This is a genomic window from Amycolatopsis sp. NPDC059235 (assembly GCF_042754125.1).
GTDB lineage: Bacteria > Actinomycetota > Actinomycetes > Mycobacteriales > Pseudonocardiaceae > Amycolatopsis > Amycolatopsis albidoflava.
The window spans coordinates 1-12,234 of the sequence record NZ_JBHZAG010000020.1; the positions used below are offsets into that span (position 1 = coordinate 1).

The following is a 12,234-nucleotide window of genomic DNA, read 5'->3' on the forward strand; positions in this document are numbered from 1 at the left end:
AGCGCGTAGCGCTCGCACCACCCCACCAACTACCGGTGTGTGGTCACCCCGGCTGAACCGGCTCAGCCTCGCGTCGCTCGGTCCGAGAGTGCGCCCTCCGGCGCGCGAGTCGCCGTCGGGCCGCAACGCGCCAGGCAATCGACGAGCACCCGCCGACGAACAGGGTGGTCCCAAGTACTGGCTGGTCCCAGCCGAGATCTTGCACTTTCGCGATAGAGAGGACGCACGGCACGATGCCCGCGCCGAAGACGACCGCTGCGCGTGTGTGCTGAGCGATCCGCGGGAAGATCGGGTGCCGTGTGCGTCGCGAGTCAGCCCACCCAACTGCTGCGCCGAGCGCTGCGTACACCGGCAAGCGGATGAGATCGACTGCCGCAGGGGCGGCGATCAGGGCGATGGCACCGAAGACTGCCGCGACGAGGAGAACGCCGTAGAAGGCGGCATCGACCATTCCTCGTGCGGAAAGTCCAGCGGCGATTCGGGTCATCATCCGAGCGTAGATCGGAAAACCGGCCCGTTTGGGGGAGATTTGCCAGTCTCGACGACTGGCCAGTCGGTGTCGGTCGGCAGGGGGCAGGCGTCCGCGCGCTGTCTCAGGACGGGCCGGATTCACGGTGTGCCGGGAACAGTTTGTCGAATCGTGAGGGGCGCGGGCGCGGGCGCGTTGCGAGCGCATGGTGTTCCTCCGTGAGATCACGACGACAGACCGGTGGGGGGGGGGGGGGGGGGCCCCCCCCCCCCCCCCCCGGGGGGGGGGGGGGGGCCGCGCAGGCACAGAACCAGGGGGGGCGGGCGGGGGGGCTTGCCGAGCTCGGGTCGCCCCACGTTACTAACCCCCCCACACCCGGTGGGGGCGGGCCGCCCCCGCCCACCCACCCCACCGGGTTCGTTCCGGCCGAAGGCCGGCAAGGATCAGAACGGCGGGGCATCGGAGTCCGTGCTGGCACCGGCACCGACGAGTTCGCCCTCGGCGGCCGGTGCGGCGGCCCACGGGTCAGCGGCGGTCTTCCGCGAGGCCTTGGTGACCTTCGCGGTCGCGTAGCTGAGCGAGGGACCGATCTCGTCGACGGTCAGCTCGACGACGGTCCGCGACTCGCCGTCACGGGTCTCGTAGGTCCGCTGGCGCAGTCGGCCCTGCGCGATCACTCGCATGCCGCGCTTCAACGACTCAGCGACGTTCTCACCCTTCTCCTTCCAGATCGTGCAGCGCATGAACAACGGGTCTCCGTCCTCGAACTCGCTGGTGGACCGGTTGAATGTACGAGGCGTCGATGCGATGGTGAAGTTCGCGACGGACGTGCCATTCGCGGTGAACCGCAGGTCAGGGTCGGCAGTGAGGTTGCCGATGATGGTGATGACGGTGTCGCCGGCCATCGTGTCCTCCTGTGAGGGTCGGTGGTGTGGAACGCGACCTGCCTGGAGCGCTCCCCGGGCGGGGCCGGTACGCCGCGGATCGGCTCGCCCGTCCGGCGCGAACCGGCTGTGCGGAACGTGCCGGGGCTCGCTGTCCGCAGCGCCGGTTCACCCGGACGGACAAGCCGAGGCTTCGCGGTGTTCACAGCCCCGGCCGGGGTGTGCTGGGCTGTTTGCGCTCCGCTCCCGTCCCTCGCCGGACGACTGGCCGGTGACGGCGTCGCGGCAGTGGCACGTCGATGTCCGTCACGGGGCAAGTGGTTTCCCGTGACGGCTGAGGATGAGCAGCGTGATGCGTTACTTGTCGCCCATCGGCAGAACGCGATGGAACCCGGCCGCCGCGCAGCTTCGGGGAGAAGCACGGCGGCCTGGAGTCACGTGGCGGAGGCTTGCTCCGGCAACGAACCTTCGCAGCGCTGCGGTTGATTCCGCCGCGGGCAGGGCGATTCGTTCGAGTTCGTTCGCCGCGTGGAGGTAGTCGTCTGCCTGGCCGTGGACGAACGTGCCGCGGGTCTGGTGATTGAGGTAGACGACCGACTTCCTGGTGAACTCCTCCGATGGGGGGCATCTCGTAGAAGGTCCATGGGCTCGCCAGGGCGTTAAGGTGACATCACTCGGTGATGTGTACCAACCTGCCCCACTTATGCGCAGAATCGTCACCTGGCCGCTCGGCCGTAGCCTCAACCACAAGTCCGTCCGGCAGCTCGTGGTCAATATTATATTCACCTTCCCCTAGCGTAACCCATGGGGGAATCCTGTTGGTCTCGCCGGCGGTATAGTTGGCATCCAAGGAATCAAGGTCAGAAAACTCGTTTCCCGCAAGATGAATTCTTGAATGTATTTGAGCACCCCCAAGCGAGAGTGTCCCGCGAAGCTCGCTATTCAGAATCTCGATGCCGCCCCGGTATTCGGCGCGATAAAAGTGAGCCGCCCTCGCAAAATAGCAATTTTCGAATGCTAGCGGGGCGTCAAATTTTGCCCAAGGGAGTAGTATGGTATGGGTGAATTGACAGTTATAGAATAGAACCTGACCATCGAATCTGGCGTAGTCAAAGTGGGCACGGTGCGCAACCTGTAGGTTGTTGAAGTCCGCTCCCTTGCGGAATCTGGCATTCGAAAACCTTGCAGACCGGGCAAATTCTCCATTCCCGAAAAGAACTGCCCCGGTGAAGTCGGTTCCGTCAAATCGTGCGGATCGCAGTCGGAATCCCGTGAAATTGAAGTCCGGCAGCGACGCTTCGGATAGATTGAGATCCAACAGGCCCCAGTAGTCATCATGCTCGGTCCAAACTCCGCGCCTAGGCACGCCACCGAGATGCTTGAAAAGAATGTCCAACGCAATAGAGCGCACCGCGGCTTCCTGCTCGTCCGCAGGGAGTCCTTCGTCAGTCTGCTGCCTGGCCGGCATCCTCAGGTACGCGGATATTACGTTGACAATCATCTGCCGAAGGCGCGGATCGCAGTGGTCCTGCGCCAAGCGTTCCAACCCGTACAGGCCCGCGATCCGGACCGCTGAGTGCTCAGATCCGAGCTGGTCGGCAGCCTTGCCATACAACTCGGTGATTCGACGCCCAGTCGCGTCCTCACGTGCATCCTTGGCCACCTGTTGCTGATGCTTGAGCGTTTCGGCGGCGGTGCGTTCGGCGAATTCGTGAGCTTCGTACTTCTGCAACAAGTCCAGTTCGGTTGGACCTCTGCTTACGTACTGCGAGCCACAACGCCACGGCTCCGCCGAGGCCGACGCCGATCGTGCCACCGGTTCGGACCGCGTCCAGCTGGTCGCGCCCTGCGCCGACTCCGAGAAATAGCCACACTGTCCCGATCGCCACAAGAATCATCACGGGAATCCCGACACGAAGCACCCATCGGGGGATCGGGCGAAGCATCGGCCTTTTCGTCGGCTGCGCGCCCCTGTCCGGACTACGGGCAACGTCGCGCACGGCGGAAGGACCGGTGCCGTCAGCTGGCTCCTGCGACGAGGACATGGGCGACAGTCTGCCAGGTCAGGCGTCGAATGCTGCGGAACGGTATCGCCAAGGCCCGCCACCAGATGTTGCAGCGGAGGAAACAGCGGGTCGCCGTCCTTCCGCACGCCGGTCTGCCGGTCGAGCGTGCGCAGGTGGACGCGACGGTGAAGTCCGCGACCGGCGCACCGGACGGAGTGAAGCGAAGGTCCTGATCCGAGGTGAGGTTTCCTGCGGCGGTGATTGCGGTGCCTCCAGCTATTTGACAGTCCGCCTTCTTTTACTTGTCGCTCAGTGTTCAACCCTCACTCGCTGCCGTCCAGCAAACTGCGACGTTCGGCACGCGCCAGGCTCGCAATAATGACTGTGAGGTCTCCGCCGGAGGGATCCAAGGTTCGCGCTCGCATTTTCTCGGCGAAAGGCGACGGCGGGTCGATGGCCAATATGGCAGCTCGCGCCGCTTCGAAATTCCCTTGGGTGCACTCGGCGAAGGCGAGCGCGGCTGCGATGTCGCTCGCATAGTCGAGCGGGCTGACCTCGAAAAGGCAGCGGAAGAACGAGACCCTGCTGCTATCCGTGTCGTGCCCGGCCGAAGGGAGCAGGACCGCCAGGCCAACCCGCGGCGAAGCCACCGCGGCGACGAGTCCGGCGAGTTCCTCGTCGGACTGAGGATGTCGACCGACCGACCACGCATTGACCGCAGAGTCAACGCGGTTGACTCGAGCATTGAGCGCCCGGAGGTCATTGCGGTCGAGTTCAGCCCGGATCTGCCGCTTTGCTTCGTCCACCAGCGTCAACAGGCGGGGATCACGTTCGGATTCGCTACCGACCGTCCGCGTCCTTTCGACAGCGGAGCGTGCGGAGCGGAAGTACTCAGCGAAGGAGCCGCGGTGGGCGAAGGGATTGATTGCCCGCTGGACATTCCTGGCGACTAGAACCGCGTGCAAGGTGGGAATTGTGACTTGCTGTGTGGCGATTTCCGCGTACAGGTATTCGCCAAGCAGGTAGTACCCGACGGCCAGGACACCTGAGATCTCGCGACGTTCCGCTGAGGGGGCCAGCCGGTGAAGGTGCAGCAGCAGCTGGACGCGCTGGCGCTCGGGGTGTCGGCCGTCCGCAGGAAGAACGCAGGCGTCACGGAACAGCGGTGAGGAGAAGCTGGCGATGAGATTCGCGATGTCTTCGTCGGCACTTGGCAACTCGCCGTCGACGGCCGAGGCGACTGCAGCGTCGAAGGCTTCGATCCGCTTCGCGAGCGGCTCGGGGGCCTCCTGTTGCCGTGCGGCTGCGATCCGTGTCGCACGCGCGATTCGTTCCTGCTCATCGGTCGATGCACGGCGGAACAGGTCTTCGATCGCCTGACGGCTCGGCTGGATGGTGACCCCGGAATCCGCGGAGGCGATCGCGATCAGCGACGTGGTCGGGTCGGGCATGATTCCTGAGGTCCCTGACCTGTCGTAGTAGCTGCGCCACCAGGAACCCTCGCGGAACTCCGGGACGAAGAAGACTGCCCTGACCCGATGGCCAGCTTCGGTGATCGCGGAGGCGAGAATGTCGATTTCCGCGCGCAAGGGCAATTCGGCATCGGCATCGCCTAGGTGGGACACCACGACTGCGATCACAGTTCCGGTGGGTTGTGCCCGGAGCGGGCCTGTCACCGTCCTGCCCGACTCTGCCGGGTCGGCGGCGAGGCTGGCGAGGCCGAGCCGCATCGTCACTCCTACGCGGTCGAGGCCGTCGTCGCCAGGACGGAGATGGAGCAGGATGACTGCCTCTGCGGGGTAGAACCCGACAATAGCCGGGATATTCGCGAGGAACTGGCCGGCGGCGTCGAGGTTCGGGGGCTTGGGATCTGACATGGGACTTCCTTTGCGAGGCAACGGAGGGCGTATGCGGAGGCGGGCACGGCTTGCGGTTCGGCCGTGCCCGCCGGAATTCAGGCTTGTTCTGCGCTTTCGAGCCGATGACGTTCGGCGAGCGCGATGTCGGCGATCAGGTTGCCGACGACCTTCGCGGACGAGGTCAGCGTCCCGTGGAGGACAGCTTCAGCGAGAAGTGATGGCGGGTCGACGGACCTCGCCGCGGCCCGTGCGCGGACGAGATCGCCCGTGGTCAGTTCGGCCACAGCGATAGCTCCGGCGATGTTGGCCGCGTAGTCGGGCGGAGCGACCGTCTGCAGGAGACGGAATAGCGCGACCCTGTCGGCGTCGACGGTTCCGCTCGACGGCGAGACCAGCGCCGCGATGCATACCGGCGGCGCGGTCATGCTGGCGACGAGTTCCGCGACGTCCTCGTCGTGTTCGGGGAGCCCGAATCCGGCACGTTCGACTGCACGGTCGATTCGTTCGAGGCGTGTTCGGAGCGCTCGATCGTCCTGGCGATCGTGCTCGGAGGCGACCTGCCGAACCTTGTCCTGCACGAGGCGATGAAGAGGCAGCCGTCGGTCAGTTGGTGCGCCGACGGTGTGGACCTGGGCGGCACTGTCGCGCGCGGAGCGGAAATAGCTGGTGAATCGGTCGTCGAGCGCTTTCGGGTCGACGCCGCTGTTGACCATCGTCCGGACAAGTTCCGCGAGCGCGGTCGGAGGCTGGACGGACTCGCCAGCCATCGATGCGTGCAGGTAGTCCCCGGCAAAGCAGTATCCGACCGCCAACGCGGTGCCGATCTGCCGGCGAAGTTCCGGAGGCGCAAGGCGATTGAGATGGAGCAGCAGGTTGAGCCGTTGCAGTTCTGGCCGCGGATCCTTCGGGGGCAGAACGCATGCGTCGCGGAATAGGGGCGAAGCGAAGCAAGCGATCAGATCCGCGACCCGATCGTGGTCGGCAGGCAGTTGTCCTTCTCCGGTTGCCACGACGGCTGCGTCGAAAGCGGCAAGCCGACCGGCAAACGGCAATGGGGTGTCCTCATGCCGTTCCAATGTTCGTCGTGTCGCGCCGCCAACGGTTTCCAGATCGGCGGCAGGTGCACGGGAGAACAGCTGCTGGACCGACTGACGAGACGGTTGGACAGTGAATCCGCTCGCTGCGGCTGAGAAGGCACCCATCGAAGACCGCGGATCTGGCAGGATTCCTCCGCAGCCCGGCCTCCCGCAGTAACAGTGCCACCGGGCTCCTTCGGTGAATTTCGGGAGAAAGTAGATTCCCCGGACGTTGTGCCCGGCGGCCGTGGTCGTGGCGGTCAGGACGTCGATCTCGTTGTGGAAGGGGAGGTCGTTGTCCTGCAAGGGTTCTGTGCGGTCGGAGACCACACATATCATTACGTCGCCGGTATGCTGGGCACGGAGTGGCGCAGCCGTCTGGGCGCTCCATTTTTCCGGTGCTGCGGCGAACTCGGGGAGGTCCAGCCTCATCGTGAGTCCCACGAGGTGGCGTCCGTCGTCAGCGGGCTTCAAGTACATGACGACGAGTGATTCTTCTGGGTAGAACCCGAGGACTGCCGGGACGGACGAGAGAAACCGCCCAGTGGCGTTAGAGGAGTCCATTGGTGTCCTTAGCTGTTCGTGAAGGATTCCTGCGCGTCCGGCGTTGATCGCCGGACGAGTTCGCTTGAGCGCGCGCGGCCGGGCCCGGCTTTCGCCTCGCCCGGCGAACGATGCGAGGACGGCCGGGCCCGGGCGGGCGTGCTGGAATCTCCGGTGCGGGGATCTGCGCGACAGGCTGGACAGGTCGTCAGCGCGGGTGGATCTGGCGTCGCCATCGGCGGCCGTAGGCGATGCCGTCTCTGATCGTGGTGGTCAATTCAGCCCAGTCGAAGTCGTCGACGTCGAGGTGCCGACGTGCCGCATTGACGAGTTGCTCGGTGATGGCGGCGTCGCTGATCCAATCGTTGGCCGCGAGCTGGCCGAGGGATCTCGCAGCAGTCAGCAACGCTTCGTGCCGTCCGCCCACCTCCGCTTCGCGCACCCGCCGACTTTCCCCGGCTATCGCAGCCTTGACGTATGCCGCGACCTGCGGATCCGCCGCCGGGGGAGCGGGTCCCGCGGGGATGGGCGGAGGTGATGGCGGCGTCAACCGGTCGGCGAGCCACTGCGGGAGCGGTGCAGCCGGAAGATCGCGGAGCACTGTGTAGGCCTGTAGCTGTCCGCGGTGATCGAGGACCGAGCCGGGCGCAACGACGAGGCCGCCATAGCCGCGAGTGTCGACGAGGCGCCCCAACCCTCGCCGCGACGTTCCGACCGAGCTGCGAAGGCTTTGGCCGGGAGGTTGCCGGAAGTATCGGTGCTCGCTCTCTTCATCGCCGGGGGTGCTGACCGTGAACGTGCCCGCCGGGTCCGGCTGACCGGCTTTGTACGCGAGATTTGCCAGTACATCGCGCCCGTGCAGGAGTTCTCGATCTCCGGCGGCGCGCGGCGCGTCAAGGTCGAGGACAAGGAGATCGGAGGGGCCGCAGGCGATGCCGACATTGTCGGCGGGATGACTGCGCCACCAGCCGATGATGGTGGCGGGGTCCCTGGTGGCCCGCTGCTGCCAGCCTTCGACCGCCGGGATCTTGCGTCCGGCCTTGAGCGGGAACACCGCCCAGCCTCGCGCTGCGCACCAGAGCGCGGCGGCCAGAAGCCGACGGGGACCTTCGACCGAGGGAAAGGTCAGGTCCGGTCGGCTAGGCAGTGCCAGGTGAACTCGGGAAGGGTGCATGGTCGGCTCCCGTCGTGCAGGGAAACATGGCCGCGGAACGCGGCGGCGGATGCGAATGCGGCGCCCGCCGCCGCGCTGCTCGGCAAGATCAGTCGTGGTCGGTCGTCTGGTCGTCGGCGGGCGTGAGCGCCGTGTCCGGGTCGTCGTCGACGCCCACCTCGCTGCTGTCCTGTTCCTCGAGAAGCCGAGTAACGGCCTCGGCCTCGTCGTCCGGTGTCAGAACCTTCAGCTCGATGTCGGACAGGGTGTGGCCGAAGTCCTGGAGCGTCTGCAGGTACTGCTGCTGCAGGTGTGTCGGCGCACGCCAAGGGCTGCGGTCGCGCTGCAGCGCTTCTTCGTGCGCGGCGAGGGTCAAGAACGCGTCGAACGCGGTCGCCTGCTTGGCGCTCAGCCGCCCGGCGTAGGCGGCGAGATCTTCGTCGCCGAGGAGATCACGAGCCAGGGTGTGCCCACGTTCCATCGCACGGACCAGAGGCTTGTCCCCGTTCACCTTCTGGATCGCGATCCAGTTCTGCAGGCCCGTCGGGACCTGGGGACGCACGGCGAAGGACTTCAGCCAATCGAGCCGCTTGGGTTTGGCGCCATCCCACAGCTTGTTATTGTCCCGGAACCACCGCCACTGCGCGCGATTCCACTGCACTTCTGCGTCACGGTCATCGTTCTCTGCCGGGGCGTCGGCGCGGTTGTCCGGTGCCCAGCGGAGCGCATGCCCGTGTGCGCGGAAGTTGTGGCACGCATAGGGAGCGACCATGACATAGCCGATGCCGTGCGGGTCCTCCTCATCGTCTCGCAGATACCGGCGTCCCACTCGTACGCAGTGACCCGGGCAGGATGCGTGCTCGTCGGCCGTGAGTTCGGTTCCGCAGGGCGAGTCCGGGCTGGGACGGAGGTCGATCAAGGGCAGCGCGGCGTCGGCTTCGTCGCTGTCTTCGGCCAGCACCGTGACGTCGGCGGCGTCGAATTCTGCGGTCACGGCGTCCACGAGTTCCTGGCGGATCTCGGCTTCCCGCAGGTCGCTGCGGAACTTCTGCGCCAGCATCTCGAAGTTGCGCGGCCGCTCGTTGGCCGTGAGGATCAGTTCCTTCGCCTGCTCGGTCCTGCCTTGCTGGTCGAACCACGCGATCTCGGCGAGCTGCGGGAGGGTCAGTCCGTAGCGGTCGCCGGCCTTGGTCGCCAGCTCGCTGGACCCCACGGCGAGAGTTTCCTGCACGACCTTGCGCCGCTGACCGCGTCGCCGCGCGAGCCTGGTCGGCGAGATTCCCAGGTCGATAAGGTACTGGTAGGCCTGGGTATTCTCCTGGTGTGTGAGCGGCTCTCGGTGGTCGTTCTCGTCGAGCTGCTCCAGGACCCGGTCGATCTCACGAGCCTGGTCGTCGCCTTGCGGGGGCAGGTGCATCCAGACCGGCACGGTCGTGCCGGCTTTGCGAGCGTGCAGGACGCGCCGCTGCCCGGACCTGACGACGATCGTGCCGTCCGTAGACCGGTATCCGTTCGCGGCAGTAGTGACGCCGGACTGCTGGTAGTTGCGCACCGTCGCTGCCCGAGTCTTCACCTGGAGCGACCGGACGTTGTCCTCCAGCACGATCTCGTTCGGGTCGGCGTGCACGATGGTGTCGACTTCGTGTCCCCACTGGGATTCCCACGCTGCCAATTCCTCTTCGTCGGCGGGGCCGAGGATCGAGCGCTGCATCGGCACGGTCTCCTCGGCGGTTTCTGCGTGATCAGGTTCGGCGGTGAGGTCGCTGGTGGTGCGCATCCAAGCTCCTTGCAGAAGGAATTCAGCGCCGCCGTGACTGACGGCGCGGTTGTCCCTTGCGGGACGGGCGTGCTCGAGCGCAGCCGTCGGGCATGGGCGGATCGCCTGCGCCCAACCAGGCGGAACCGTCGGAAGGTCCTTTGCGGACGCGATGACGTGATGGGGTTCCGCCTGGTTGGCGCGGGGATCAGCGATCCGGTCTGTGCCCGGTGCGCTGCGCTAGCGTGTGTTGTCTCGCCGGTACAGGCGCATCGGCGGGCCGGCTATCGTGGATACAGGCACCGAGGTTGGCAGCGCGAGTTGCATTGTCTTGTCGGTCTCCGTGGGCCATTCGCATTCGTCGGCTGGAAGTCCGCACTCTTCGCATAGGGGGAGCGCCCAGATGCGAGGGCACCAGCGTGCACAGCAACCGGGAAGCGACGCGCACTCGACGCAGCTGCCGCAGACTACGCAGATCCCTCTGAGATCAGCCGAGTCCATGCTGTCGCACGCGATGCACATTCCGCTGAACGCGCCTCGGGCCACCGGCACGAGAGGCTGGAAGTCGGAGTTGGAGTACCAGATCCCGTCGTCCCAGATGCCGGCCTTCTCATTGAACAGATAGGATTGCGCGGAGTAGCGAGGGTCTGCCGTGAGCACAACGACTTTGTTCCACGGACCGAGCCAGCGTTCGAGGACGAAGCGCGTGGCTTCATTGTCGAAGTCGTCCGAGATCGACTTGCCCAGGCAGTCTTCGGCGAAGATCCGGGTGTCGGATTTCTTCTGACGGCGGGTGGGCTGGACGCTCGCCGGAAGAATACCGTTGTGTGCCAACACGGTGCTGGAGCTGAGGTTGACCTTGAACGGGTGGATGTTCGCCTCTGAGGTCTTCCCATGCGTGCGGAACCGGCTGTGGAACAACGCCGGTCCACCGGAGTGTTCCTGTCGAATACGGGTGAACGTCTCCAGCGATTCCGCGAAATCGAAAGACTTGCCGACGATGATGCCCTGTGCGGTGACGACCGCGTAGCCGTGGCCGTGCGGGTTCAGTTCGGCACCGTTGGCCAAGGCCGCAGCGTCAGGCAGAACTCCGGCCGGAAGGTAGGTCAGCATGCACACGCGAGTGCCTCGCATTCGCGCGAGAGGACGTCGTACTCCGGCCGGTCTGCTGCCCAGTCGAGGAACGCGTCCCAAGACCAGCCGTCGTCGCGGACGATGGCCCTGAGCGTCAGCTGCTGGGTGTAGCGGACACCGGCATCGGCGAACGCGAGCGCGGCCTGCACCTCCTGGGGCTTGATGCTGCTGGCGAACATCCGGAGTTCGAACGTGTCATCGTTCTGCACGTTGATCGCCGAGTAACGAGGCCGGTTGTGGTCGCCCTTGCAAATCTCCTTGATGCCCGCGCGCTCACGCGGGGAGAACTGTGCCCAGCTCGAATCTTGTCGGCGCGCGAGCTGCTGCACCTTGGCGGCATTGCGGTAGATGAACTTCATCCACCGGAACACGTGGCTGCGACCGTCGAACGCCTCCCGGCTGACGTGGATGTGGAGCCCGACGTCGTCGGTCGTGCGACAGCCGCGGGCCGCCAGCTCGTCGAGCAGACTCCAGGGAAAGTTGTCCTGCGCCCAGGCAAGCGACATCGGGTGCGTCACCAGCTCGAACCCGACCGTGATCGAGCCGTCCTCTTTCAGGTAGGCCAATCCGCCGAGCCGGTCTTCGCAAAGTTGGCAGAGCTGCGTGTCGCGGTCTGGGGTGTTGATTTCCAGTTCCATCCCGAGGAATAGCGGGCCGGTGCCGTGGAATCGCGGGTATGGCTTGTAGTCGGAGCTGTAGACGTGGTCGTCCCAAGACCCCAGCAGTCGGTCGGCGCAGTCGGTACACCGGGCGCGGCCGCGCACCAGGTATGTGCAGTCAAGGCACTCGTGGTATCCGGCATCCGCGGCACAGTCGTCGCACAGCGACTCGCTGTCGTCCTCGACGGTCAGCAGCACGCGGAAGATGTGCGCGCAGTTATCGCATCGGAAATAGTACAGTGGCGTGCAATCGTCACAGACGAGTTCGTCGTCGACGTTAGTACGCGTGCACCCGGGAACTACTTCGGTAGCGCAATGAATGCAGACGTCCTCATCTTGGGTTGTGGTAGCCAATCGTGACTCCTCGGGCGCGAGCCACCCCTCGCCCGGCTGTTGTTCGAGCAGCGGCGGTAGGGAGGCGTGGGCCGGCGGTGCCGGCGGCCCACGGGCGTGGGCCGCGTCCCGAAGAGCGAGGGCGGTGTGCGGTGGGCGTGGTCGCCGACTGGTGGTCGGTGCAGACACCCGCCGCGCACCGCCCTCGCTACTGTTGGTGCGGCTTACGGCTGTCGGCGTCGCGTCGGCGCAGAACCTGCACTGGTTCGCCGCATACGACTGTTTCTCTCAGTGCCGTTGGGAGCCTTAGCTTCTTGGTAGCTGGGCTGGATCTTGAATAGGACCGGCTGTGTCGAGAAGCG

General features: G+C 65.7%; 10 protein-coding genes. All 10 read right to left on the bottom strand.

Annotated features, from left to right (window positions below):
* Positions 1-43: 43 nt before the first annotated feature.
* On the bottom strand, positions 44-487 hold the full coding sequence (locus ACFXI3_RS15675; RefSeq protein WP_378400059.1) for a hypothetical protein: 444 nt from the start codon (positions 485-487) through the stop codon (positions 44-46).
* 425 nt (positions 488-912) lie between these two features.
* Entirely contained in the window at positions 913-1,374 is a 462-nt protein-coding gene (locus ACFXI3_RS15680; protein WP_378400060.1) for a single-stranded DNA-binding protein, read from the bottom strand.
* Between the two features lie 649 nt (positions 1,375-2,023).
* On the bottom strand, positions 2,024-3,085 hold the full coding sequence (locus tag ACFXI3_RS15685) for a pentapeptide repeat-containing protein (RefSeq protein WP_378400061.1): 1,062 nt from the start codon (positions 3,083-3,085) through the stop codon (positions 2,024-2,026).
* 287 nt (positions 3,086-3,372) lie between these two features.
* Positions 3,373-3,639, bottom strand: a complete 267-nt coding sequence (locus ACFXI3_RS15690) for a single-stranded DNA-binding protein (protein ID WP_378400147.1) — start codon at positions 3,637-3,639, stop codon at positions 3,373-3,375.
* Positions 3,640-3,682: 43 nt separating this feature from the next.
* Positions 3,683-5,236, bottom strand: a complete 1,554-nt coding sequence (locus ACFXI3_RS15695) for a DUF4192 domain-containing protein (RefSeq protein ID WP_378400062.1) — start codon at positions 5,234-5,236, stop codon at positions 3,683-3,685.
* Between the two features lie 77 nt (positions 5,237-5,313).
* On the bottom strand, positions 5,314-6,858 hold the full coding sequence (locus ACFXI3_RS15700; RefSeq protein ID WP_378400063.1) for a DUF4192 domain-containing protein: 1,545 nt from the start codon (positions 6,856-6,858) through the stop codon (positions 5,314-5,316).
* Positions 6,859-7,045: 187 nt separating this feature from the next.
* The gene (locus ACFXI3_RS15705) at positions 7,046-8,011 is read right to left on the bottom strand and encodes a bifunctional DNA primase/polymerase (protein WP_378400064.1); all 966 of its coding nucleotides are present in this window, start codon (positions 8,009-8,011) and stop codon (positions 7,046-7,048) included.
* Between the two features lie 88 nt (positions 8,012-8,099).
* Positions 8,100-9,767: a hypothetical protein gene (locus ACFXI3_RS15710; protein ID WP_378400065.1), complete on the bottom strand. Its 1,668-nt coding sequence runs from the start codon at positions 9,765-9,767 to the stop codon at positions 8,100-8,102.
* A 219-nt stretch (positions 9,768-9,986) separates the two neighbouring features.
* The gene (locus ACFXI3_RS15715; RefSeq protein ID WP_378400066.1) at positions 9,987-10,859 is read right to left on the bottom strand and encodes a hypothetical protein; all 873 of its coding nucleotides are present in this window, start codon (positions 10,857-10,859) and stop codon (positions 9,987-9,989) included.
* Complete coding sequence (locus ACFXI3_RS15720) at positions 10,853-11,893, bottom strand: hypothetical protein (RefSeq protein ID WP_378400067.1); 1,041 nt, start codon at positions 11,891-11,893, stop codon at positions 10,853-10,855. Before ACFXI3_RS15720 ends, ACFXI3_RS15715 begins: the two co-directional genes overlap by 7 nt.
* Positions 11,894-12,234 lie beyond the last annotated feature (341 nt).